General features: G+C 57.5%; 23 protein-coding genes and 2 tRNA genes. 9 read left to right on the forward strand and 16 right to left on the reverse strand.

Annotation, left to right across the window (positions count from 1 at the left end; all coding sequences use genetic code 11):
- Window positions 1–11: 11 nt before the first annotated feature.
- From trbF to TMS3_RS23585, 7 genes are all read left to right on the forward strand, one after another.
- Window positions 12–719, forward strand: a complete 708-nt coding sequence (gene trbF / locus TMS3_RS23560) for a conjugal transfer protein TrbF (RefSeq protein WP_025167755.1) — start codon at window positions 12–14, stop codon at window positions 717–719.
- Window positions 716–1,705, forward strand: coding sequence for a P-type conjugative transfer protein TrbG (trbG, locus tag TMS3_RS23565; RefSeq protein ID WP_025167756.1), 990 nt, complete (start codon window positions 716–718; stop codon window positions 1,703–1,705). The genes trbF and trbG overlap by 4 nt, the downstream gene beginning before the upstream one ends.
- Window positions 1,706–1,707: 2 nt before the next feature.
- Window positions 1,708–3,009 (forward strand): TrbI/VirB10 family protein, encoded by a 1,302-nt coding sequence (locus TMS3_RS23570; protein WP_025167757.1) that lies wholly within the window; start codon window positions 1,708–1,710, stop codon window positions 3,007–3,009.
- Window positions 3,009–3,227, forward strand: a complete 219-nt coding sequence (locus TMS3_RS23575; RefSeq protein WP_025167758.1) for a DUF2274 domain-containing protein — start codon at window positions 3,009–3,011, stop codon at window positions 3,225–3,227. The genes TMS3_RS23570 and TMS3_RS23575 overlap by 1 nt, the downstream gene beginning before the upstream one ends.
- Window positions 3,228–3,527: 300 nt before the next feature.
- Entirely contained in the window at window positions 3,528–4,250 is a 723-nt protein-coding gene (locus TMS3_RS23580) for a zeta toxin family protein (protein WP_407691637.1), read from the forward strand.
- A gap of 1 nt (window position 4,251) precedes the next feature.
- Window positions 4,252–4,410 carry a hypothetical protein gene (locus TMS3_RS25505; protein WP_170862291.1) on the forward strand — a complete coding sequence of 53 codons (159 nt, stop codon included), beginning with the start codon at window positions 4,252–4,254 and terminating at the stop codon, window positions 4,408–4,410.
- Window positions 4,411–4,445: 35 nt separating this feature from the next.
- Window positions 4,446–4,733: a HigA family addiction module antitoxin gene (locus tag TMS3_RS23585; protein WP_025167760.1), complete on the forward strand. Its 288-nt coding sequence runs from the start codon at window positions 4,446–4,448 to the stop codon at window positions 4,731–4,733.
- 256 nt (window positions 4,734–4,989) lie between these two features.
- Here the strand turns inward: TMS3_RS23585 and TMS3_RS23590 are convergent, their stop codons facing one another.
- Complete coding sequence (locus tag TMS3_RS23590) at window positions 4,990–5,811, reverse strand: type IV toxin-antitoxin system AbiEi family antitoxin domain-containing protein (RefSeq protein WP_025167761.1); 822 nt, start codon at window positions 5,809–5,811, stop codon at window positions 4,990–4,992.
- A 381-nt stretch (window positions 5,812–6,192) separates the two neighbouring features.
- Complete coding sequence (locus TMS3_RS23595; RefSeq protein ID WP_235576676.1) at window positions 6,193–7,491, reverse strand: RWP-RK domain-containing protein; 1,299 nt, start codon at window positions 7,489–7,491, stop codon at window positions 6,193–6,195.
- 479 nt (window positions 7,492–7,970) lie between these two features.
- Between TMS3_RS23595 and TMS3_RS23600 the strand changes: the two genes are divergently transcribed.
- Entirely contained in the window at window positions 7,971–9,170 is a 1,200-nt protein-coding gene (locus tag TMS3_RS23600; RefSeq protein WP_025167763.1) for a tyrosine-type recombinase/integrase, read from the forward strand.
- 73 nt (window positions 9,171–9,243) lie between these two features.
- Here TMS3_RS23600 and TMS3_RS23605 read toward each other — a convergent pair.
- The 10 genes from TMS3_RS23605 to TMS3_RS23650 form a co-directional block, all read right to left on the reverse strand.
- Window positions 9,244–9,320 (reverse strand) — tRNA-Pro (locus tag TMS3_RS23605).
- Between the two features lie 89 nt (window positions 9,321–9,409).
- Window positions 9,410–9,766, reverse strand: coding sequence for a MerR family transcriptional regulator (locus tag TMS3_RS24845; RefSeq protein WP_025167764.1), 357 nt, complete (start codon window positions 9,764–9,766; stop codon window positions 9,410–9,412).
- Window positions 9,747–10,049 carry an integration host factor subunit alpha gene (gene ihfA, locus TMS3_RS23615; protein WP_025167765.1) on the reverse strand — a complete coding sequence of 101 codons (303 nt, stop codon included), beginning with the start codon at window positions 10,047–10,049 and terminating at the stop codon, window positions 9,747–9,749. Before ihfA ends, TMS3_RS24845 begins: the two co-directional genes overlap by 20 nt.
- 3 nt (window positions 10,050–10,052) lie before the next feature.
- Window positions 10,053–12,431, reverse strand: coding sequence for a phenylalanine--tRNA ligase subunit beta (gene pheT / locus TMS3_RS23620; RefSeq protein WP_025167766.1), 2,379 nt, complete (start codon window positions 12,429–12,431; stop codon window positions 10,053–10,055).
- 39 nt (window positions 12,432–12,470) lie between these two features.
- A complete protein-coding gene (gene pheS / locus TMS3_RS23625) occupies window positions 12,471–13,487 on the reverse strand; it encodes a phenylalanine--tRNA ligase subunit alpha (protein WP_025167767.1) in 1,017 nt (338 codons plus the stop codon).
- A 95-nt stretch (window positions 13,488–13,582) separates the two neighbouring features.
- Window positions 13,583–13,939, reverse strand: coding sequence for a 50S ribosomal protein L20 (gene rplT, locus TMS3_RS23630; RefSeq protein WP_025167768.1), 357 nt, complete (start codon window positions 13,937–13,939; stop codon window positions 13,583–13,585).
- A gap of 26 nt (window positions 13,940–13,965) precedes the next feature.
- Window positions 13,966–14,160, reverse strand: coding sequence for a 50S ribosomal protein L35 (gene rpmI, locus TMS3_RS23635; RefSeq protein ID WP_010489097.1), 195 nt, complete (start codon window positions 14,158–14,160; stop codon window positions 13,966–13,968).
- Window positions 14,161–14,220: 60 nt separating this feature from the next.
- The gene (gene infC, locus TMS3_RS23640; RefSeq protein ID WP_200929755.1) at window positions 14,221–14,772 is read right to left on the reverse strand and encodes a translation initiation factor IF-3; all 552 of its coding nucleotides are present in this window, start codon (window positions 14,770–14,772) and stop codon (window positions 14,221–14,223) included.
- Window positions 14,772–16,694, reverse strand: a complete 1,923-nt coding sequence (thrS, locus tag TMS3_RS23645; protein ID WP_025167770.1) for a threonine--tRNA ligase — start codon at window positions 16,692–16,694, stop codon at window positions 14,772–14,774. Before thrS ends, infC begins: the two co-directional genes overlap by 1 nt.
- 241 nt (window positions 16,695–16,935) lie before the next feature.
- Window positions 16,936–17,012: transfer RNA gene (locus TMS3_RS23650), tRNA-Val, on the reverse strand.
- 183 nt (window positions 17,013–17,195) lie between these two features.
- Between TMS3_RS23650 and TMS3_RS23655 the strand changes: the two genes are divergently transcribed.
- Entirely contained in the window at window positions 17,196–18,479 is a 1,284-nt protein-coding gene (locus tag TMS3_RS23655; RefSeq protein WP_025167771.1) for an NAD(P)/FAD-dependent oxidoreductase, read from the forward strand.
- 58 nt (window positions 18,480–18,537) lie between these two features.
- Here the strand turns inward: TMS3_RS23655 and TMS3_RS23660 are convergent, their stop codons facing one another.
- From TMS3_RS23660 to ercA, 4 genes are all read right to left on the reverse strand, one after another.
- Window positions 18,538–19,509, reverse strand: coding sequence for a PA2778 family cysteine peptidase (locus tag TMS3_RS23660; protein WP_083491833.1), 972 nt, complete (start codon window positions 19,507–19,509; stop codon window positions 18,538–18,540).
- Window positions 19,494–19,895, reverse strand: a complete 402-nt coding sequence (locus TMS3_RS23665) for a PA2779 family protein (protein WP_025167773.1) — start codon at window positions 19,893–19,895, stop codon at window positions 19,494–19,496. The genes TMS3_RS23660 and TMS3_RS23665 overlap by 16 nt, the downstream gene beginning before the upstream one ends.
- Window positions 19,896–20,081: 186 nt before the next feature.
- Entirely contained in the window at window positions 20,082–21,824 is a 1,743-nt protein-coding gene (locus TMS3_RS23670; protein ID WP_025167774.1) for a hybrid sensor histidine kinase/response regulator, read from the reverse strand.
- A complete protein-coding gene (ercA, locus tag TMS3_RS23675) occupies window positions 21,808–22,971 on the reverse strand; it encodes an alcohol dehydrogenase-like regulatory protein ErcA (RefSeq protein ID WP_025167775.1) in 1,164 nt (387 codons plus the stop codon). Before ercA ends, TMS3_RS23670 begins: the two co-directional genes overlap by 17 nt.
- Between the last annotated feature and the right edge of the window lie 146 nt (window positions 22,972–23,117).

A 23,117-nucleotide genomic window follows, 5' to 3' on the forward strand; every position in this document is an offset into this window, starting at 1 on the left:
GGAGAACGAAGATGCGATTCAAACGCCCACAGGTGCGTTATAGCGACACCCCGCCACCTGCAACGCCTTACCAGGCAGCAGCGCAGGTATGGGATCAGCGTATGGGCGCAAGCCTGGCGCAAGCGAAGAACTGGCGCTTGATGGCCTTCGGCTGCCTGAGCCTGGCTTTGCTGATGGCTGGTGGTCTGGTCTGGCGTTCGGCCCAGTCGATGGTCACGCCCTATGTGGTGGAGGTCGACAGTGCCGGCCAGGTGCGGGCCGTTGGCGAGGCGGCCAGCCCTTACCAACCCAACGATGCACAGATGGCTCACCACCTGGCGCGCTTTATCAGTCTGGTCCGCTCGCTATCCATCGACCCGGTGGTGGTGCGGCAGAACTGGCTGGAGGCTTACCACTACACCACCGACCGGGGCGCGGCGACGCTCAACGACTATGCCCGCGCCAACGACCCCTTCACCCGGGTCGGCAAGGAGTCGGTGACCGTCGAGTTGAGCAGCGTCGTGCGCGCCAGTGACAACTCGTTCCAGGTGCGCTGGAACGAGCGCCGCTATGTGAATGGCGCGGCTGCGGGCCTGGAGCGCTGGACCGCGGTGATATCGATCGTGCTGCAGCCGCCGCGCAGTGAGGAAAAACTGCGCCGCAACCCATTGGGCATCTACGTCAACGGCCTGTCGTGGAGCCGTGAACTGGACACTACGCAAGGAGCCAAGACCCCATGAAGACCTCCGCATACCTTTACGCCTGCCCTCTCCTGCTGGCCATGCTGGCCGGCTGCGCCAGCCAGGGTAACCCGCCGCCTACCATTGCCCTCGACGAGCCGGTGGAAGCCCAGCGCCTGCCGGAACCACCCAAGCCCATCGAGGTGGTGGCAGTGCCGCAGCCACTGGCCTTGCCGGCACAGCTGAAACCGCTTCCAGATACCAAGACTACCCGGGCCAAGGAACCCGCCGATGAACGGGTACGCGTCTCACGTGCCAACCGGGACGCGCGCATTGCGCCAACCCAGGAGGGCTATATCAACGCCATTCAGGTATGGCCATTTTCCGATGGCGCGCTGTATCAGGTGTACACCAGTCCAGGCCGCGTGACGGTGATCAACCTGCAGGTCGGCGAGGATCTGGTCACCGTGGCCGCGGGCGACACCGTGCGCTGGATCGTTGGCGACACTTCCAGCGGCAGTGGTGAGGAGCTTCGCATCAGCGTGCTGGTCAAACCCACGCGCAGCGACCTCAAGACCAATCTGGTCATTACCACGACGCGGCGCACCTACCTGATCGAACTGACGTCCACCGAGCAGGCCTGGATGGCCTCGGTGTCCTGGGATTACCCCAAGGATCGCATGCTCGCGCTGCAGCGTCGGGCCAACGCTGCTCAGGCGGCAGCAGCGGTCGACGCCGGCCTGGCGCTGGAGCAGTTGCGTTTTCGCTATGCGATCAGCGGCAGCAATCCGCCCTGGAAGCCGCTGCGGGCATTCGATGACGGTCAGAAGGTGTATATCCAGTTTCCTGCGGGCATTGCCCAGGGTGAACTGCCGCCATTGTTCGTCATCGGCCCGGAGGGTGACGGCCAGTTAGTCAACTACCGCTTCCGCTCGCCCTACTACATCGTGGATCGGCTGTTCGGTGCGGCCGAGTTGCGCCTCGGTGCAGACAAGGGCGACGTGGTGCGGATCGAGCGCACCGATGGTGTAGCGCGGAGGCCCTGAGCATGAGCGCCGTCGATAACGTCCAGGACACCCAGTCCGCAGAGCTACCGCCCAAGGTGGCCCCGGAAAGTCTCGAACTGCGTGCCCAGCCGCGTCCGGTCACACGCCTCAATCCGCGGATGCTGGCCGTCCTCGCGGGAGGACTGGCCACCGCAGTGCTCGGTGCCATGCTTTGGTCACTGCAGCCGCCACAGCGTCGGCAAAGTGCAGAGCAAACCGAGTTGTACAACGTCGACCGTGTGACCCGCTCCGAGGGGCTGGAGCAGTTACCCGCCGACTACTCGCAGTTGCCGCCACCCTCGGCACCCGAAGTACCGCAACTGGGTCCACCCCTTCCCGGCGATCTGGGTGGCTCCATCCTCAGGGCGGAGCAACAGGCCCAGGGTTATGACTACCGCCATACTGGCCCTGACCCGGCTGAGGCCGAGCGCCTGGCCAGGCTCAAGGAAGCCGAAGAAGCAGCTCTGTCCTCCGTGTTTTTCCGCTCAGGTGGCGGGCGGTCGGCAAGTGCGGGCACCGTGACCGAAAGCCTGCCTGTACATTCGCAACTGGCCGGATTCGATCCCATGGCGGCAGGGCCCGCCTCGACTGCCGCAGTACCTGCAAGCGCCGGATCAACGCAGAACAGCCAGGAACAGAAAGAGGCGTTTCTCAGTAAATCCGCATCCCCACAAATCCGTAATTCCGGATTTGTGCAAATGCCCGATTCTCCGTACCAGGTAATGGCCGGCACAGTGATCGCTGCCGCCCTGGTCACCGGTATCAAGTCAGACCTACCGGGAGATGTAATCGCCACGGTGACCGAACCGGTCTACGACAGCGCCACCGGTCAGCATGTTTTGATCCCCCAGGGTTCGCGCCTGCTGGGCCGCTATAACAGCCAGGTGAGCTACGGCCAGAGTCGCGTGCAGGTGGTGTGGCAGCGGGTGATCCTGCCGGACACCTCATCCTTCCAACTCGACAACCTGGTTGGCAGCGACACCGCCGGCTATGCCGGCCTTGAGGATGGCGTTGACTGGCACTGGGACCGCATTGCCGCCGGCGCAGCCATGACCAGCCTGCTGGGCATTGGTGCCGAACTGGCAGCTCCTGCCAACCGCACCGACGGCGACCGGGTCATCATTGCCGGGCGCGACCGCCTGCAGGACACGGTCAACCAGGTCGGCCAGGAAGTCACCCGGCGCAATCTCGATATCCAGCCCACGCTGACCCAGCGCCCCGGCCTGCCCCTGCGGGTGATCGTCAACCGTGACCTGGCACTACGCCCTTACCAACCCTTGTCCATTCAACGGAGAAACCATTAATGAGCGTGAACAAGTTACGCCTCGGCCCCTTGCCCAAGACCGAGAACTTGAAAGTGACGTTCACCTGTCCGGCCGGCCTGAAGGCTGACCTTGAGCGCTATGCGGCGTTGCACGCGCAAGCCTATGGCGAAGAGGTCGATGCCCTGACGCTCATCCCCCATATGCTGGAAGCATTTATGGCGCGGGATCGGGTATTCAGAAGAGCCACCACGGGCTGAGGATATAGACGGAGTGCCACTCGACCACCAGTAGTTGGTCAAAACCATTAGGAGGCGGCATGCACCGCCACACGGGAATATCTGGGATCTGCAACTAACGAACCCGTAAGAGTGGGCCGGGCTGCCCTGGGGGTTTGCCACTGATTGCCTGGATGCCATCCAGGGGCCGCCATTGCCTGAGTTGCGCCAGGTTTATCTGCTGCAAAACGTCCCCCGCGCCCCGCATAATGCTGCCCATGTAAACTCTGCCTTCTCGCCGGAAAGGAATCGACATACCCCATGTTTGACACCAGGATGAGCATGACGGATCAGGAAAAGCAGCTGGAGGCCGAGGCCCTGGCGTTTGCTAAGGCAAACAAAAAAGCCATCGCCAAGCGCCTGACCGATCCGACCATTTTCCTGCCGGAAGATGACCCGGTTTCGGTGTTTATGGCCGGCTCGCCGGGCGCAGGCAAGACAGAAACCTCCATTGAGCTACTAGAGCTGTACCAGCAGAATGGCAACCGGGTGCTGCGGATTGACCCGGATGAACTACGCAACGAGCTGCCTGGCTATACCGGCGACAACTCCTGGCTGTTCCAGCGTGCGATTTCCATCCTCGTGGAAAAGATTCACGACCTGGCGCTGAAACAGAAGCAGAGCTTTTTGCTCGATGGCACCTTGTCGAACTATGAGGTGGCGGAAAAAAATCTGCAGCGTTCCCTGGATAAACTGCGTTTTGTACAGATACTGTATGTGTATCAGGAGCCGCAGTTCGCGTGGGATTTCGTCCGCGCTCGCGAGGCGGCTGAAGGGCGGCGTATCCGGCCTGAGCATTTCATCCAGCAGTACTTTGCCGCCCGTGACGTAGTCAACCGCTTGAAGCGGCAGTTCGGCAAGGCTATCCGGGTCGATCTGCTACAGAAGGACAATGACGGATCACACCGTTCATACCATGCGAACATCGACCAAATTGACAACTATGTGGCCGAAAAATATGATCGTGCGTCCCTAGAGCGGATGCTCAACTTGAGCGAGGCCTAAAATGTTCGGTATCACCAAAGCAAAGACTGTCCCCTCCACCCCCTTTGCTGATTTCATTCGTAACGCCTCTTCTGGCGAGAAGAAGCGTGTGTATGAGCGCGTGCTGAAAAAAGCCACCGAGCGTCAAAATCGCGTGTTGGCAGAGGCTGCCAGCAAGTAACTCAGCGTCTTTCTGACTTCTATCCCCCATTATTAATGGTCATATTCAACCCGCCACATCCCGGCGAAACGCTGCTCGAAGACGTGATACCCGAACTGGGCATCAGCATTGCCGAACTGGCCCGTCGCCTTGGTTTTGCACGTGAATCCTTGTCCCTCGTCCTGCACGGCCAGGCACCGATCAGCCCAGATCTGGCCGTTCGCCTGGAACGGGCCGGCGTTGGCAGAGCACGCACCTGGCTGGACGTACAAACCGATTATGACCTGTGGCAAGCAAGGCATCGCGAGCAACCCCATATCGAGCGCTTTGCCGCCATCGCTTAATGGCTAACCGGCAAAATACGGAGCAAGGCGGTGAAACGCTGGCGCAACACATGGTCTCTGGGCTGCCAACGCCCTCGGACTCACCCACGGCCCGACCTACCGCGGTCGACACCAGACGTTCGGAAGATGCCGACCTATGAAATTAAGAAAAAACCAATACAAACGCCTGAAATAAAGGTTTTCTTGCCTCAGTTAAGAAAAACTGAGGCTCAGAGTCGGCCTAAAGGATTTTTGACATGCACCTAGTCGGATATGTCTATCCCAGGTGCTCATCCAGATCCGCCGGCAAGGTTATTTGATAGGTCGGGTTCAAGTGTCCGCCAGGGACCAAGCAGCGCTTTCCCTTGCCGAGATACACACCATCCAGCGAGACATGAGCCAGCCAGGCATGCTGATGACGCTCGGCAAGTGCCAGGAATAACCGCTTGGCCTTTATGCTGGTGCAATGCTGCAGCAGCATGCTGACCAGCTGTGGGCGCAAGGTATCTGCACCTTGCATCAGCGCATCGACCTCATAGACGAGTGATGCATCGGATACGCCATCGCAAAGCTCAAGTAACGCACGCTCAGGTGTAGAGAAGACTACGCGGCCAAGGTCGCCATCTGCATCGACCCACTCGAGCCCAATAGCTCGTAGAAGCTCGTCTGTAGTCTCTGCATTAAATGTTGGTGCTTCCAGATCGAACGGACTCTTTCCGCAGAGCAGCACCTTGGCCTTAAGCGGAAGCTTGCCCACCCACCCAGGGAGGTTCTCAGAACCATAAAGCGTGACAGTCTCGGACTCCCCCAGGCGCAAATAATGCTCGTGCCCGTGCCAGGCCAACGCAAAGCGTCCACCTACATGCAGCTGAAGCCCGTCGCCGTCTTGCAGCGCCCGCACAACCCCAGCCCATGTCAGGCGTCCACCTCGTCGTTGGTAAACACCGCGCGCAGGTGAATCCAGCCAACCGCTGGCGATATATCGCGACACGAGGCTGCTGCTATAGCCATGAGCCTTCAGCCAGCCACTGGATACCAGTCCTCTGTCGCTTAGGCCTGCAAGCAAGGAGTTTAACTTCTCTGATTTTTGCTCACTCATGGTGAGTAAATTACACATAACATAAACCACTGACAAGCAAACGGTTTAGACAAATCAAAAAATAGAAACTATTAGTGAGTAATTTCACTAATTTATAAACCGTTGAATCAATACGCTCCAGATGGTGATTGACCAAGTGGCGGCCGCCCCCTCGGCAATGCCGATCGACATGGCGGCCATTGCCGCTAACCACCAGCAATCTGGGTCGCCATCAAACAGTGAGTCGAATAGCCGACACATTCGCCTCAAATATTGAGCTGAATAAAGACACCAATCGGCTCACAGACAGCCAAACGCAATGAACGACCGCTTCTGCCCGACTGGCCGCAATTCAGCCGAACCGAGAACCTCATTGGCGCAGGCGCTGACGCTTGGGACTACCTAACGCTCTAGAGGCCCTTTCCAATCCAACAGAGCCTTCACTGCATCCATCTCCCCGATAAGCTCGCGCGCCTGCGTGAGCTTATCCATTGCCAGGCTTTGAGCCTCACCTACTAGCCCCGGCACGGATGCCTCCGCATCACGAAAGAAAGCCTGGATTCGCCTGATTTCATCCCACTGGTGGATCACATTCAGCAAATCCGCCCGTGCCTGCTGCCTGGCCTCAGCCTGTCGCCTGAGCTTTTCCCGCTCCTCAAGCCGGCGCATCTGCTCTTGCCATTCCTGGCGCTGGATTCGTACGCGCTCTTCACCCTCCTCCACCAAGCCAGCAATCACAGGGGCCGCGCCTATAATTTTCTGAACGATTTCATCCAACTGGCTATGCAGCCGAATCCCCCTGCTCTCCTTCCAACTGCTAGTCCAATCGGCATTCGGATAGGGGCAAAAAGCCCTTAGGCAGAGGTGCCCGGTGGCGAAATCCATGCGAGTGGTCCAGTTGAAAGTCGGATGGAGACGACGCAGTTGCTGTGCTGGAATCTTGGAAACCGGCATGTACGTGCCGTCTATGTAACGAGCCTCGAGTTCCTCAGTCATCTCGTACAGGGTCAATCCAATGGCCACCGTTCCCACGAACACCACCGTGGGCTTGGAGGGTGACCACAGCGCAGGATAGCGATTGCGCGGCTTCTTAGGGGGCTGCTCATGCTCATCTACCGGAGTCCGGGAATACACTCGATCGCTTGGCGCAAACATGACGCGATGACCGGCAGCTTCGAGCTTAAGGAAAAGCTGATTCGCAAATTTCAGGGCCGGTTCGAGTTGCTGCTTGGTTACCACGATATCAACTAGGCGCTGCTTTCCTGGCTTGAGGAATCCCTGATCGATCACCCGTCCCTGTTCAAAAATTTCATATGCCCCCACAACAACTGGATGGCGCTTGGAGCGTGACACTCTCAGTTGATCTGGATTAATTACACATGGGCTCGGTGCCTTTGGAAGTGGTTGAGAGATAGGCCCCATAACATCGCCCCGGCTCCAAACCTGCAGATCACCCGGGCAAGCCTCGGGTAATGAGGGCTGCGGGCTCGACTTCCCACTCTCCAGTTTCGCCCAGTGTCCTCGCGGTGGGCGTGGAACATTCATTCGCGTGCATACACGCGCCATAAAACTAGAGGAGACGCCATAACGCTTGGCGATTTTGGTCATCGGACGCTGCCAAACCTCCGCATACAACTCCTCACGAGTGATCGGCCCGCTTGGGCTTGAGTCTGGTTGTTCGAACACCTCTACAGAAGACATACATCGATCCTTAAGCCCCGCATGGCCAAATCCGCAAAGCCTACAGGTGGCAAAACAGGCCCATATGACAGGCTACCAAATACAAAAATGGCCCCTGTTGTACCAGACACTCCACGCCCCTCTCCACTGCGTTGTTTGCCCAATAGCTAGCAGTCAGCATCTGCAGCATGGTTTAGAGCCACAAGGAGGAAGCCCGCCATGCCTGTAACAGCCGAGCAACGCCCTGTCCGCTTGAGCCCTTGCGCACCCCGAGTCCTCAGAGCGAATGCGGCACCCGCCTACCTGGGTATGTGCCGTACCGAGTTCAACAAAACCGTTCGCCCCTACGTACGGGAGTTCCAGATTGGGATACAGGGGATCGGCTTTGATCGAGAGGAACTGGACGCCTGGGTCGACGCCTACATCGACCGGGCCATCATTGAAAAGGAAGGTGCCAAGGGCGATGATCACTCCCGCAGCGAGCGCCAAGGAGAAAAACCATGGCGCGAAAAACCATTAGCGGCCTCTACCAAAGGAACGGGATCTGGCACATCGACAAGGTCTTCAGAGGTCAGCGAATTCAGGAAAGCACTGGATCAAGCGATAGGAAGGAGGCAGAGCAGTACCTGATACATAAGCTCGAGAAACTGCGCGAGCAGAAGATCTACGGCGTACGCAGGGTTAGGACCTGGCGGGAAGCAGCCACTCGTTATCTGGTGGAGTACAAGGATCAGCCCTCGATAAGTCTGACTGCCATCCATTTGAAGCAGCTAGATCCATATATCGGGGATATCCCTCTGACTCATATCGATGATGAGACGCTGACTCCGTTCATCAAAGATCGCCTCAAAACCAGCAAGACCATCAGTGGCAAGGTGAAGCCTGGTGTTTCCTACAGGACGGTGAATATCGCCCTGGAGCGGGTCATACGCATCCTGAATCTTTGCGCCAGGAAATGGCGTGATGAGCAGAAACGTCCTTGGCTCGACGTAGTGCCAATGATCACCAAGCTGGAAGAGAAGAAAACAAGTCGTTCCCCCTACCCTATGTCTTGGGAGGAACAATCCATTCTTTTCGCCGAGCTACCCGATCATTTGCGTCGCATGGCCCTGTACAAGGTCAACAGCGGCTCTCGCGAGCAGGAAGTCGTAAAACTTCGTTGGGACTGGGAAATACCAGTACCAGAGCTCAAGACCAGTGTGTTTCTCATACCTGCTGACTTCGGTGGAAGGCATGAAAACTCTGGGGTCAAAAATGGTGACGAACGGTTGGTGGTGCTCAACAACGTGGCGAGATCTGTTATCGAAGGGCAACGAGGGTTGGATCCTGTCTGGGTATTCCCTTACGGAAAGCCCGACGACGACGGCACGGCGAATCCAGTTCATCGGATGAACGACTCGGCATGGAAGAAAGCCCGAGTTCGAGCGGCTAAGCGGTTTCAGGAGCAGTTCCTGCGCCCCGCTCCCGCAGGCTTTGCCTCGATACGCGTCCACGACCTGAAGCACACCTTCGGGCGCAGATTAAGGGCTGCTGGGGTCACTGAGGAAGATAGGAAGGCTCTGTTAGGCCACAAGAACGGCAGCATCACCAGCCACTACTCGGGCGCAGAACTGGGCAAGTTGATTGATGAAGCCAACAAAATTTCGGCTACCGACTCACGCGGGCCGGCGCTGACGATACTGAGGAGGAAGGCAGGATGAAAAAAGTCCCGCAAAAGTCCCTGACACAAAAAAGCCTGGTCATCACTGACCAGGCTCTAATGCTTGAATTATATGGTCGGGACGGAGTGATTCGAACACTCGACCCCTAGCACCCCATGCTAGTGCGCTACCGGACTGCGCTACGCCCCGACTAGGCGTTAACCCGTTTTCAGTTACCCGAAAACGGATCGAACTATACATTAAGCTTCTGAAATATGGAAACTTTTTGACTCTGCTCGTTACTTACGAAGCACCAGCAGAACATCCTCCAATTCAGTGATCATTTGCCTAATGAGTTGCTTGTACTGGGTCGTATCATCTCTTGCTTCATCACCAGAAAGACGTTGACGCGCCCCGCCTATGGTGAAGCCTTGTTCATACAGCAGCGCGCGAATCTGACGAATCATCAACACATCCTGTCGTTGGTAATATCGTCTGTTACCGCGGCGCTTGACTGGATTGAGCTGAGGAAACTCTTGCTCCCAATAACGCAGGACGTGCGGTTTGACCGCACAGAGTTCACTGACCTCGCCGATCGTGAAATACCGTTTTCCGGGTATGACAGGTAATTCGTCGTTATGACTTGGTTCCAGCATACGCCTCGACCCTGGCTTTAAGTTTCTGGCCTGGACGGAAAGTCACCACACGGCGCGCCGTGATTGGAATCTCCTCTCCTGTTTTTGGGTTACGACCGGGGCGCTGACGCTTATCGCGCAGATCAAAGTTGCCGAACCCCGAGAGCTTGACCTGTTCGTTGAGCTCCAGCGCTTGGCGGATCTCTTCGAAGAACAGTTCCACCAATTCCTTGGCTTCCCGTTTATTCAGGCCCAGCTCCTCATACAGACGTTCCGCCATTTCAGCTTTCGTCAGAGCCGTCATACGCTACTTCCTTAACGTGGCGTTGTACCTTTGTTCCAGGGAGGCGAGAATATTCTGCGTTGTAGTACTCACCTCATCGTCATTAAGAGTGCGCGATGGATGCTGCCAGGTCAAGCCGACTGCAAGGCTTTTTCTATGCGGATCAATACCTTTACCGTGATACACGTCAAATAGCCTGAGGTCTGTCAGCCACTCACCAGCTGCATCGCGGATAGCCGCCAGCAACGCTGCGGCCGGCACCTCGCGATCCACCAACAAAGCGAAGTCGCGACGCACTTCCGGGAAGCGCGACAACTCATGGAACTGCGGCATGCGCCCCGCGGCAATTTCACTCAAGACCAGCTCAAACATATACACCGTTTGATCGAGGCCCAGCACGCTGGCCAGCTCAGGGTGAAGAGCCCCCAGAAAACCAACCAAGCGACCATCACGTTCAATACGCGCCGTTTGCCCCGGATGCAAAGCAGCATGCTCGCCCGGCACAAAACTGAAACTACCCGCAGCACCAGCACTGGCTAGCAACGCCTCGACATCGGCTTTTACGTCATAAAAATCGACGTTATCGCGACCATGCGCCCACCCCTCAGGCAAACGACTGCCGCAGATTACCCCCGCCAGCATTGGCTCTTGCTGCAGCCCCTGCAACTGACCGACAAAGCGCAAACCGCTTTCGAATAACCGCACGCGCGACTGCTGGCGATTGAGGTTATGCTCAAGCGCCTTGATCAGACCTGGCCATAGCGATGAACGCATGGCCGCCATGTCGGCAGAAATCGGGTTGGCTAACAGCAACGGTTCAACACCTGGGCTGAACAATTCAAACAGTTTGGGATCGATGAAGCTGTAGGTAATCGCCTCCTGGTAGCCCCGCGCGACCAACAGTCGACGCAGTGCCGGCAGCTCAACAGCGGCTTCAGCCTTCGGTTGCGGCGCTAAACGCGCTTGCGGATAGCGTACTGGCAAGCGGTTATAACCATACAAACGTGCCAGCTCTTCGATCAGATCGACTTCCAAGCTGATATCGAAACGGTGACTCGGTACCTCGACCTGCCACTGCCCTTCCCCACTAGAGCTAACCCCCAACCCCAGCGCGGTCAGTAAACGCACGATTTCTTCGTCGCCTATTTTCAAGCCGAGCATTTGTTCGATTCGATCTGCACGCAAGGTGACCGGCGCCACATTCGGCAGCTGCTCCTGGCTGACCACCTCAATGATCGGCCCAGCTTCACCACCCACTATATCCAGCAACAATCCAGTCGCCCGCTCCATTGCCTCACGAGCCAACTGCCAATCGACGCCACGCTCGAAACGGTGCGAAGAGTCAGTGTGCAAGCCATAGGAGCGCGCCTTACCGGCAATCGCAATAGTGTCGAAAAAAGCGCTTTCCAGGAACAAGTCACGCGTCTTGCCAGTCACACCGCTGCGCTCACCGCCCATCACACCGGCAATCGCCAAGGCGCGCTGGTGATCAGCAATCACCAAGGTATCAGCGCGCAGACTGACCTCCTGACCGTCAAGCAGAACCAGCTTTTCGCCCTCCTCGGCCATGCGCACACGGATGCCGCCATTGATCTCGGCCAGATCAAACGCATGCATCGGCTGACCCAGCTCAAGCATGACGTAGTTCGTCACATCGACGGCCGCATCAATGCTACGAACATCGGCGCGGCGCAGACGCTCAACCATCCACAACGGTGTTGGCTTGGACAGGTCAACGTTGCGCACCACCCGACCGAGGTAGCGCGGACACGCTTGCGAGGCCAGCACTTCTACCGGGCGGACCTCATCGTGGCTAGCCACGACCGTGGCAACCATCGGGCGCGTGACTGGAGCGGCGTACAAGGCACCAACCTCGCGCGCGAGCCCAGCCAAGGACAAGCAGTCGCCACGGTTAGGGGTCAGGTCAACCTCGATGCTGGCATCATCCAGATCGAGGTAGGCGCGAATATCCTGCCCTACAGGCGCATCAACCGGCAGCTCCATCAGGCCATCGTTATCTTCACTGATCTGCAACTCGGACGCCGAGCAGAGCATACCGTTTGACTCGACGCCACGTAGCTTGGCTTTCTTGATGTTGAAGTCGCCCGGCAGTTGGGCACCGATCATCGCGAACGGAATCTTCAGGCCAGGGCGCACATTCGGCGCGCCGCACACGACCTGAAACGCTTCGCTGCCATTACTGACCTGGCACACACGCAGCTTATCGGCATCAGGGTGCTGCTCAGTGCTCAGCACTTCGCCCACAACTATGCCACTGAAAATACCGGCAGCCGGCGTGACGCTATCGACCTCGAGACCCGCCATCGACAGGCGCGCTACCAACTCATCACGGGATACCTGCGGGCTTACCCAGCTACGCAGCCACTGTTCACTGAACTTCATCCTGCTCTCCTAAAACAATTCGGTTACGGTCGTGCGGCTCTAGCGAAATTGCGCCAGGAATCGCAGGTCGTTATCGAAGAACAGGCGTAAATCGTTGACGCCATACCGCAACATGGCCAGACGCTCCACACCCATGCCGAAAGCAAAACCCTGATATTTTTCAGGGTCGATACCGGACATGCGCAGTACATTAGGGTGCACCATGCCGCAGCCCATGACCTCCAGCCAACCAGTCTGCTTACAGACCCGGCAACCTTTACCGCTACACATCACGCACTGCATGTCGACTTCGGCCGAAGGTTCAGTGAATGGGAAAAAGGAGGGACGGAAACGCACACCCAGCGGCTTCTCGAAGAACACCCGAAGGAACTCTTCGATGGTGCCCTTGAGATCCGCGAAGCTGACCCCTTCATCAACCAGCAAGCCTTCAACCTGGTGAAACATCGGCGAGTGGGTGATATCGGAGTCGCAACGGTACACACGGCCCGGACAGACAATGCGGATTGGCGGCTGTTGAGACTCCATGGTGCGAACCTGTACCGGCGAGGTGTGGGTGCGCAGCAACATATTCGCGTTGAAATAAAAGGTATCGTGCATCGCACGCGCCGGGTGGTGGCCGGGAATATTGAGCGCTTCGAAGTTGTGGTAATCGTTTTCCACTTCAGGGCCTTCGGCGATGCCGTAGCCTATCCGGGTGAAAAACTGCTCTACACGCTCAAGCGTGCGGGTCACTGGATGTAGTCCACCTGACGTCTGACCACGACCTGGCAGCGTCACATCGATGCGCTCTGCCGCCAACTTGGCACTCAACGCAGCCTGCTCAAGCGTTTCTTTACGAGTGTTCAAGGCTCCCTGAACACGCTCTTTGGCGGCGTTGATCAAAGCACCGGCTTGCGGGCGCTCCTCAGCAGACAGATTGCCCAGGGTCTTCATCACCTGGGTCAACTCGCCTTTCTTACCCAGATAGTGAACCCGCAATTGCTCCAGGGCATTCACATCTTCGGTGTGGCGCACGGCCTCTAGCGCTTGCGAGACCAGCACATCCAGATTTTCCATTTACAGACTCCAGATACGAAATAGGGGAAGAGCTTAAAGGCTCTTCCCCTATTGGTGACGTTTAGCACCGGGCGAGCCCGGTGATTGTCGGGGACTTAAGCCAGTACGGCTTTCGCTTTCTCGACAATCGCAGCAAACGCCGCTTTTTCGTTCACTGCCAGATCAGCCAATACCTTGCGGTCGATCTCGATTGCTGCCTTTTTCAAGCCAGCAATGAAACGGCTATAAGACAAGCCATTTACACGAGCACCAGCATTGATACGGGCGATCCACAGTGCACGGAACTGACGCTTCTTCTGGCGGCGGTCACGGTAGGCGTATTGGCCTGCCTTGATCACTGCCTGCTTGGCAACGCGGAATACGCGCGAACGCGCACCATAGTAGCCTTTAGCGAGTTTCAGAATTTTTTTGTGACGCTTACGAGCAATAACGCCGCGCTTTACACGAGCCATGAGTAACTTCCTCTATCTTGACCGAATTAACGAACGCGCAGCATGCGCGCCACCTTTGCCACGTCAGACGGATGCACCATGGTGCTACCGCGCAGTTGACGCTTACGCTTGGTGGACATTTTGGTCAGGATGTGGCTCTTGAAAGCGTGCTTGTGCTTGAAGCCTGAAGCAGTCTTCAGAAAACGCTTCGCTGCACCACTCTTGGTTTTCATCTTTGGCATGTTCGGATACTCCGCATTCAGTTGATAAACATAACCGCAAGGCCTGCCGTGCCCTGGTGGTCACTTCTTCTTTTTGGGGGCGATGACCATGATCAGCTGGCGTCCTTCCATCTTTGGATGCTGTTCAACGGTGCCGTATTCAAGCAGGTCAGCTTCAACCCGCTTCAACAACTCCATGCCCAGCTCCTGATGTGCCATCTCACGACCGCGGAATCGCAATGAAACCTTGGCCCTGTCCCCCTCACTAAGGAAACGTACCAGGTTGCGTAGTTTTACCTGGTAATCCCCTTCCTCCGTCCCTGGACGAAACTTGATTTCTTTAACCTGAATCTGCTTCTGGTTTTTCTTTGCAGCAGCAATCTGCTTCTTCTTTTCGAAGATCGACTTGCCGTAATCCATGACCCGGCAAACCGGAGGAATCGCATCGGCGGAAATTTCCACCAAATCCAGCTTGGATTCTTCAGCAATTCTAAGCGCTTCATCAATCGAGACGATGCCAATTTGCTCGCCTTCAGCGCCAATTAACCGAACCTCGCGTGCCGAGATATTCTCATTGATCGGCGCTTTAGGTGCAGCTCGTTTATCTTGTCTCATTTCACGCTTAATAATTATTACTCCGAATCTTGGCGACCACGCCGGGAAACCGCCTGTGCGAGGAACTCGGTGAACTGACTGATGGGCATCGAGCCCAAATCAACACCTTCACGGGTACGCACGGCGACAGTTTGCATTTCAACCTCCCGATCTCCGATAACCAAGAGATAGGGAACCTTGAGCAAAGTATGCTCGCGGATTTTAAAGCCAATTTTTTCGTTTCTCAAGTCAGACTTGGCACGAAACCCGCTTTGATTGAGGGTTTTTTCGACTTCTTGAGCAAACTCGGCCTGTTTATCGGTGATGTTCATCACCACAGCCTGAGTAGGCGCCAGCCAAGCTGGGAATGCCCCCTCGTAGTGCTCGATCAAAATACCAATAAACCGCTCGAAGGAACCGAGAATCGCACGGTGCAACATCACCGGATGCTTGCGACTGTTATCTTCGCTGACAAACTCTGCACCCAAACGGATCGGCAGATTGAAATCGAGCTGCAGGGTACCACACTGCCACACACGGCCAAGGCAATCCTTCAAGGAGAATTCGATCTTCGGACCGTAGAAAGCGCCCTCGCCCGGCTGCAAATCATAGGACAGGCCAGCGCTTTCCAGCGCATCAGCCAGCGCCGACTCAGCGCGATCCCAAAGCTCATCGGAACCCACACGCTTTTCCGGACGAGTCGAGAGCTTGAGCTGAATATCGGTAAAGCCGAAGTCGGCATAGACCGCCAGGGTCAGCTTGATGAAGTCAGCCGACTCAGCCTGCATCTGCTCTTCGGTGCAGAAAATGTGGGCATCATCCTGGGTAAAGCCCCGTACGCGCATGATGCCGTGCAACGCACCAGACGGCTCATTGCGATGACAGGCACCGAACTCGGCCAGACGCATCGGCAGTTCGCGATAGCTCTTCAGGCCTTGATTGAACACCTGCACGTGACAAGGGCAGTTCATCGGCTTGATCGCGTAATCGCGACTCTCCGATTCAGTGGTGAACATGTTTTCGGCGTAGTTGGCCCAGTGCCCGGACTTTTCCCACAACGAACGATCGACCACCTGCGGCGTCTTGATCTCCAGGTAGCCGTTCTCGTGCTGCACCTTACGCATGTACTGCTCGAGCACCTGGTACAGGGTCCAGCCATTCGGATGCCAGAACACCATGCCCGGCGCCTCTTCCTGGGTATGGAACAGATCCAGGCGCTTGCCGATCTTGCGATGGTCGCGCTTCTCGGCCTCTTCGATACGCTGAATGTAAGCCGCCAATTGCTTTTTATCGGCCCAGGCCGTGCCATAGACACGCTGCAACTGTTCGTTCTTGGCATCACCACGCCAGTAAGCACCGGATAGCTTGGTCAGCTTGAAGGCCTTGAGGAAGCGGGTATTCGGCACGTGCGGGCCGCGGCACATATCCACGTACTCTTCGTGGTAGTACAGCCCCATAGCCTGCTCGTCCGGCATGTCTTCAACCAGACGCAACTTGTAGTCTTCGCCGCGAGACTGGAAAACATCGATGACCTCGGCACGCGGCGTCACCTTTTTGATGACATCGTAGTCCTTCTCGATCAACTGCTGCATGCGCTGCTCGATCGCTGCGACATCCTCCAGAGTGAAAGGACGCTCGGAGGCTATGTCGTAATAAAAGCCTTCCTCAATCACTGGCCCAATCACCATCTTGGCGGTCGGAAACAGCTGCTTGACCGCATGACCGATCAGGTGCGCACAGGAGTGGCGAATAATCTCCAGCCCCTCTTGATCTTTCGGCGTAATGATTTGCAGGGTCGCATCGCTGTCGATCAGATCACAGGCGTCGACCAACCGGCCATTGACCTTACCAGCCAGCGTGGCTTTGGCCAGGCCTGCACCTATGGATTGCGCCACCTCAGCAACGGATACCGGGTGATCAAATGAACGCTGACTGCCGTCGGGAAGAGTGATAGTGGGCATGGCGCCTCCTCTCCTAGTGGTGACCTCTACCAAAGGCCACGTGGGTTGGGATGAGCCAGTAAGTGATTCGGCGGTGTACCTGCCTTACAGTGGCAGGAGGCCAAGAGCCAACCTGAACCGAACCAGAGTCACTGGAGGTTTAATCACACGAAAAGCGACTTCAGGATGCTTCCAGAAAGGTGCAGCCCTGACAAGTCGCCCAATAAAAAAGGGTCGCCTAAGCGACCCTTTCTACCAAATTTGGTAGGCACGATTGGATTCGAACCAACGACCCCCACCATGTCAAGGTGGTGCTCTAACCAACTGAGCTACGTGCCTGCAATGGGTGCGCATTCTACGGAGGCGCTAAAAAGAGTCAACACTTTTTTCGCTAACTGACTGAATAAGCGTATTTTTTACTGCCACCAGAGTGCTTAGGGTTTTGTACAGAGCACTAGCCGGAGATTTTCAACTCAGGTAGCATCGCGCCATTCGTAAAAAATAAAGAACAGGTGTTAAAAAATGGCGCACACGGTCTATCCACAATCCTATTACGCCGCTTCGGCCAATCCGGTTCCACCCCGCCCAGAGCTCAACGGCGAGGTCGAAACGGACGTCTGCATTATTGGCGCCGGTTACACCGGCCTATCCACTGCGCTATTTCTGCTCGAAAGCGGCTTCAAGGTCAGCGTGCTGGAAGCGGCGAAGGTCGGCTTTGGCGCCTCAGGCCGTAACGGCGGACAGATCGTCAACAGCTATAGCCGCGACATCGATGTCATCGAACGCACCGTCGAGCCCAAGCAAGCCCAACTGCTTGGACAAATGGCATTCGAAGGCGGGCGAATCATTCGTGAGCGCATCGCCAAGTACAACATTCAGTGCGACCTGAAAGATGGCGGCGTGTTCGCAGCTGTCACCGATAAGCAGATGGGACACCTCGAGGCACAGAAGAAGCTCTGGGAGCGTTATGGCCATACCCAACTTGAACTGATGGACGCCAAGCGCATCCGTGAAGTGGTGGCTACCGACAGCTATATAGGCGGCATGCTCGACATGAGCGGTGGCCATATTCACCCACTCAATCTGGCACTGGGTGAAGCGGCTGCAGTTGAATCCCTCGGCGGTGTGATTTATGAACAGTCCCCGGCCATTCGCATTGAGCGTGGTGCCAACCCCGTGGTGCATACCCCGCAAGGCCGGATCAAAGCCAAGTTCGTGGTGGTCGCCGGCAACGCTTACCTGGGCAACCTGATCCCCGAGCTCGCTGCTAAATCGATGCCATGCGGCACTCAGGTGATCACCACCGAGCCACTCTCCGATGAACTCGCGAAAAGCCTCCTGCCTCAGGACTATTGCATCGAGGACTGCAACTACCTGCTCGACTACTACCGCCTCAGCGGTGACAAGCGCCTGATCTTCGGCGGCGGCGTGGTCTATGGCGCACGCGACCCGGCCGATATCGAGGCGATAATCCGCCCGAACCTGCTCAAGACCTTCCCCCAGTTGAAGGATGTAAAGATCGACTACGCCTGGACCGGCAATTTCCTGCTGACATTGTCACGCCTGCCTCAGGTTGGCCGGCTCGGCGACAATATCTACTACTCGCAAGGCTGCAGCGGTCACGGCGTGACCTACACCCACCTGGCCGGTAAGGTACTGGCCGAAGCGCTGCGCGGTCAGGCCGAGCGTTTTGACGCTTTCGCCGGGCTACCGCATTACCCCTTCCCCGGCGGTCAATTGTTCCGAGTGCCCTTCACCGCGATGGGGGCCTGGTACTACAGCTTGCGTGACAAGCTCGGCTTCTAACCATTGACCAAAAGCAAAACGGCGCCTCTTCAGGCGCCGTTTTGCTATGCAGCTTCTATCAGTTAGCCAGGGGGCACGCAGGAGGTAGCGCGCACTGCCCGGAAGCAACCAGGGCTTGACCTGCACTCACGGCGAAACGTTTCTCGTCAGGGGCCAAGCGCTGAGCGCAAACGAGTGCTTGCTTGGCGCTCTGCTGGCAACCGCGTTCACCCAATACCTGCGAGAGATTGAACCAACCTACAGCGAAGTCAGGCTCCTGCGCCAGGCTCTTACGCAGGGCGGTCTCAGCCTCGCGCGTATCGCCCCGGGCATAATGACTATTGGCTAAAGCAAACCACCCAAGAGATTCCTCAGGCCAGTGCAGGGTAGCCGTACGGTAGGCACGTTGCGCTGCTTCGATATGCCCTGTTTCTTCAAGATCGCTGGCAGCCTTGAGCCAGGGTCGCAACTCAGGCTGGGCCGGTAATTTGTCCGCAGGCAAGGTCAATACCGCCCAGCGCCCACCGCGGGCCCACGTGCTGTCGAAGCTGGTGAAGTCGCTTTGCCAGCGCCGCGTCGTACCCGAGCGCAGAATCAGCGTGCGCTCGCGCTGGTCATAACCGACCACCACTGCGAAATGCCAACGGGGATACCAATCGAAGGCAAGATTCTGCAACACCAGTACCGGGTTACCCGCCGCCACCTCTGCCAAAAGGGCTTCCAAGCGTGGCGGCAGCGGATACACCAGCATGTCATGCGCACGGGCAGTGGCGACCATCTCGACCTGCAAACTGCCTTCACGCTCGGGAATGAATACTCGATCCTTGAGTAAACCGGGACTGGTCACTACACCACGTTGATTGAGCATGGTCGCCAGCGCCGCCGGCCCACACTGATAAGCCGTTTGTGGAAAAAACGGCACGCTAGTGAGCTCAACACGCTCGGGCAGCCGCGAGGTCTCCGGCGGCAACACCGGAGACCTCGCACACGCGCCTAACAGTAGAGCGAGTGCTAAGAGCAGGAACCGCTCAATTTTCAACGATTTATACATTTGACGAAGCTGAAGATATTAGTAGCGCAGAGCAGGTCAGTAATGATGAAAATCACCAAAAACAACACGATGATACCGACCACACCACTGCCCGCTGGCGCATCCTGCAACTGCTGATTGAATTGCGCCAGTTCCGCACCAGTCAAACTATTGATCCGCTGTTCGACCTGCGAACGCTCGACCCCCATGCTCTGCAGCTTCTCTTGCACACCTTGATCATCAAGCATACTCATCAGCTGTTGACGATCCACTTGCTGCTGTTGCTGCTGCAAAACTTCGGCCGTGCCTATCATCGCGGCATTGGCCATCGGAACCTGCACAACCATAAGGATGTGAAACGCTGCCAAAGCGACAGCCAACCGCCGAAAGATCGAATGCTTGTACATTGTGATTATCTCCTTAATCGACCATAACCCTAGACCCATGAGGTTCCAGGGGGTTCCAAAACAGCATAGTCAATAGACCTACTAGCAACTAAAAACTTGCTGGCAACCTTCCGCTCATTGCTCACTACACACAATCATTGAGTCGACTCTCAAGGATCACTACTGCGGCCATTCTCACGACGGTCATTACGGCACTGGGTCGCGCAACAGCTGGCTGAGCACCGCGCGCAACTTTCCCGGCTTGAGCGGTTTGTTCAACAGCGGCACGCCCATGCGCTGCAGATCGCGTCGGCACTGATCACTGCGATCCGCGGTGATCATCACTGCGGGAATGGCCGAGGCGAAATGCCGGCGCAAGTGCTCCACCACGTCGCAGCCAATCACCCCATGATCGAGGTGAAAGTCCGCCAGAATCAGATCGGGGGCCCGTTCGCCGAGCGCCTGCAATGCGGCTGACTGATCCACTGCAACGACAACCTCGCAGCCCCACTGTTCGAGCAAAGCGGACATGCTGTGCAGAATGCTCAGTTCGTTGTCCAGCACCAACACACGTCGTCCTGGCAGCGGATCACCAACCTGCGGGCGCATGGCTATTGCAGCAGAGGGCGTCTGGATAGACTGTTGCGCCAAGGGCACACGGATGGCAAATACCGAGCCACGGCTTGGATACGAGCGCACCGTGACCGGGTAGCCGAGCATCCGCGCGATCCGATCGACAATCGCCAAACCGAGTCCGACGCCTTTGCGCTCGGCAGCTCGGCCGACATTGAGCTGATTGAACTCGAGAAAGATGTTGTCCAACTGGTCGGCGGGAATGCCGCGACCACTGTCCCAGACTTGCAGCTCGAGATACTCACCACGCTTGCGCGCACCGAGCAGAATGCCCCCCAGTTCGGTATAGCGACAAGCATTGCTGAGAAAGTTGCGCAGAATACGTGTGAGCAAACGGAAATCGGTGCTGATGGCATAGCCAGGAGTACGCACCCTCAGATGCAACCCCTCGGCGGCAGCCACCGACTGGAACTCCGAGGCCAGGGGCGCCAGCAATTCCTCCAGGCGGTACACATCGATATCCGGCTGGATCGCCGCCTGATCCAGTTTGGAGATATCCAGCAAGTCGGTGAGCAGGTCCTCGGCCCCCTCCAACGCCTGGTGGCTGCGTTCGACCAGCGTGTGCTCGGCCTCCGGCAGACTGCGCTCGCGCAGGGTGGAGATCAACAGGCGCGCAGCGTTCAGCGGTTGCAACAAGTCGTGGCTGGCCGCAGCCAGGTATTTGTCCTTGCTGTGGTTGGCGGCTTCGGCGGCGTCGCGCGCCTCACGCAAGGCCTGTTCGATACGCTTGCGCTCGACTATCTGCTGCAACAGGTTGCGGTTGGCTTCCTGCAGCTCGGCAGTGCGCGAACTGACCCGCTGCTCCAACTCATCATTGAGCTGTTGCAAGCGCTTTTGTGCCTGTTTGCGCTCGGTGATATCGGCGACGAACCCCTCGAACAGGCCCTCCTCATCCGGCTTCAGCAACAGGTTCATCAACACGTCTATGCTGCTGCCGTCCTTGCGCCGCAATTGTGTTTCATAGCCAAACAGCCCGGCGTCTTGGCTGAGCAGCTGACGAATGCGGGTCATTTCCTCCGCACCACCGACGAACATGTAGCTGGCCAAGTCGGTCAGTGACCAGAGCACATCCTGCGGATCATCGTAACCGAGCATCCGCGCCAAGGCAGGATTGGCGGCCCGTAGACCTTCCTGCAGGCTGGCCTGAAAGATGCCGTGCACCGCGTGTTCGAACAGCCATTTGTAGCGATTGCGCTCGGTCTCCAGCTCTTCCAAACGCGCCAGCAGCTCCGGGTAGTGACTCTTGCGTACCGAGTGGCTGCCCAGTCCGAGCAACTCGGTGAGCGCCTGCCGCTGCTGGTCAGAGGGCCTCGGCATAGACAACCTCGACATCCCGCTGGCTCGACTCGCGCGGATTGGTGAGGATGCACGGATCCTGCATCGCATGCTGTGACAGGAAGGGAATGTCGGCCGCGCTGACCCCATGTAAGCCCAGGGTTTCACGGAAGCCGACCGCATGCTTGAACTGAATCAGGTGCTCGATCAGGCGCAGGCGCACCTGCTGGTGATTCAGCCCGCGGCTATCGATGCCCAGGGTTTCTGCGACCATCCTGAAGCGCTCCGGGGCGGAGTTGTAGTTGAACCCCACCACGTGTTCGACCAACACCGCGTTGCACAGGCCGTGGGGCAGATCGAGGAAGCCACCGAGACTGTGCGACATGGCATGCACCGCGCCCAGGATGGCATTGGAAAACGCCAGGCCGGCCTGCATGCTGCCGAGCATGATCTTCTCGCGCAGGGCAATATCGTTCGGGTTGGCGATCATCGCCACCAGGTTTCCATTGATCAGGCGCATGGCTTCCAGCGCGTGGGAGTCGGTCAGCGGTCCGGAGCCGGTGGAGACGAATGCTTCAATCGCGTGCACCAGCGCATCGATGCCGGTACAGGCGGAGAGGAACGGGTCCATGCTCAGGGTGGTTTCCGGGTCGATCAGCGAGACGTCGGGCACCGCGCCCTTGCTGACGATGGAAAACTTCATTCGCTCGTCCTGGTTGGAAATGATCACGAACTGCGACACGTCGGCAGAGGTGCCGGCAGTAGTCGGAATCAGGATCAGCGGCGGACTGGGCACGCGCAGGGTATCGACGCCTTCGAACTCGATGATGTTACGGCCATGGGCCACGGCGATGCCAATGCCCTTGGCACAATCCATCGGGCTGCCGCCGCCGACTGCAACTATTACGTTGCAACCCTGAGTGAGGTAGAACTCGGCGCCGAGCATCACCTCCTCGGAGCGCGGATTGGGTGACACCTGGGTAAACAGGCAATATTCGATGCCCTGGCGCTGCAGACTGGCCTGCACATCGGCGACCCAGCCAACGGCCACTACGCCTGGGTCGGACACCAGCAAGACCTTGCGCGCGCCGTAGTTACTCGCGTAGTTGCCCACGCTGTGGCGGCAGCCGGCGCCGAAGATGATTTCCGGCGAAACAAACTTGCGGTGAAGACTGATATCGGGGCTCACACTACGGCCTACTTCTTGTTGTTTTGACTAACGCCCAGCCTACTGCATTGGCTTGCCAATGCAATGCAACCTGAGTCGGGTGGCACGGGAGGTGCCGGTCGAGCTCTTTGTGGGAGCGGTCTTGACCGCGAAGTCTCCAAACCACT

Origin of the sequence: Pseudomonas taeanensis MS-3 (assembly GCF_000498575.2) — a bacterium.
GTDB classification, from domain to species: Bacteria; Pseudomonadota; Gammaproteobacteria; order Pseudomonadales; family Pseudomonadaceae; genus Aquipseudomonas; species Aquipseudomonas taeanensis.

What these genes read in the sequence shown, in the direction of transcription:
- TMS3_RS24845 (WP_025167764.1), bottom strand. Translation starts at nt 9,766, where the DNA reads ATGCTGGAACCAAGTCATAACGACGAATTACCTGTCATACCCGGAAAA.
- TMS3_RS23585 (WP_025167760.1), top strand. Translation starts at nt 4,446, where the DNA reads ATGGTCATATTCAACCCGCCACATCCCGGCGAAACGCTGCTCGAAGAC.
- trbG (WP_025167756.1), top strand. Translation starts at nt 716, where the DNA reads ATGAAGACCTCCGCATACCTTTACGCCTGCCCTCTCCTGCTGGCCATG.
- TMS3_RS23575 (WP_025167758.1), top strand. Translation starts at nt 3,009, where the DNA reads ATGAGCGTGAACAAGTTACGCCTCGGCCCCTTGCCCAAGACCGAGAAC.
- TMS3_RS23665 (WP_025167773.1), bottom strand. Translation starts at nt 19,895, where the DNA reads ATGTACAAGCATTCGATCTTTCGGCGGTTGGCTGTCGCTTTGGCAGCG.
- TMS3_RS23655 (WP_025167771.1), top strand. Translation starts at nt 17,196, where the DNA reads ATGGCGCACACGGTCTATCCACAATCCTATTACGCCGCTTCGGCCAAT.
- TMS3_RS23595 (WP_235576676.1), bottom strand. Translation starts at nt 7,491, where the DNA reads ATGTCTTCTGTAGAGGTGTTCGAACAACCAGACTCAAGCCCAAGCGGG.
- rpmI (WP_010489097.1), bottom strand. Translation starts at nt 14,160, where the DNA reads ATGCCAAAGATGAAAACCAAGAGTGGTGCAGCGAAGCGTTTTCTGAAG.
- TMS3_RS25505 (WP_170862291.1), top strand. Translation starts at nt 4,252, where the DNA reads ATGTTCGGTATCACCAAAGCAAAGACTGTCCCCTCCACCCCCTTTGCT.
- pheS (WP_025167767.1), bottom strand. Translation starts at nt 13,487, where the DNA reads ATGGAAAATCTGGATGTGCTGGTCTCGCAAGCGCTAGAGGCCGTGCGC.
- TMS3_RS23600 (WP_025167763.1), top strand. Translation starts at nt 7,971, where the DNA reads ATGGCGCGAAAAACCATTAGCGGCCTCTACCAAAGGAACGGGATCTGG.
- thrS (WP_025167770.1), bottom strand. Translation starts at nt 16,694, where the DNA reads ATGCCCACTATCACTCTTCCCGACGGCAGTCAGCGTTCATTTGATCAC.
- TMS3_RS23590 (WP_025167761.1), bottom strand. Translation starts at nt 5,811, where the DNA reads ATGAGTGAGCAAAAATCAGAGAAGTTAAACTCCTTGCTTGCAGGCCTA.
- TMS3_RS23570 (WP_025167757.1), top strand. Translation starts at nt 1,708, where the DNA reads ATGAGCGCCGTCGATAACGTCCAGGACACCCAGTCCGCAGAGCTACCG.
- TMS3_RS23580 (WP_407691637.1), top strand. Translation starts at nt 3,528, where the DNA reads ATGACGGATCAGGAAAAGCAGCTGGAGGCCGAGGCCCTGGCGTTTGCT.
- rplT (WP_025167768.1), bottom strand. Translation starts at nt 13,939, where the DNA reads ATGGCTCGTGTAAAGCGCGGCGTTATTGCTCGTAAGCGTCACAAAAAA.
- pheT (WP_025167766.1), bottom strand. Translation starts at nt 12,431, where the DNA reads ATGAAGTTCAGTGAACAGTGGCTGCGTAGCTGGGTAAGCCCGCAGGTA.
- trbF (WP_025167755.1), top strand. Translation starts at nt 12, where the DNA reads ATGCGATTCAAACGCCCACAGGTGCGTTATAGCGACACCCCGCCACCT.
- TMS3_RS23670 (WP_025167774.1), bottom strand. Translation starts at nt 21,824, where the DNA reads ATGCCGAGGCCCTCTGACCAGCAGCGGCAGGCGCTCACCGAGTTGCTC.
- TMS3_RS23660 (WP_083491833.1), bottom strand. Translation starts at nt 19,509, where the DNA reads ATGTATAAATCGTTGAAAATTGAGCGGTTCCTGCTCTTAGCACTCGCT.
- ihfA (WP_025167765.1), bottom strand. Translation starts at nt 10,049, where the DNA reads ATGACGGCTCTGACGAAAGCTGAAATGGCGGAACGTCTGTATGAGGAG.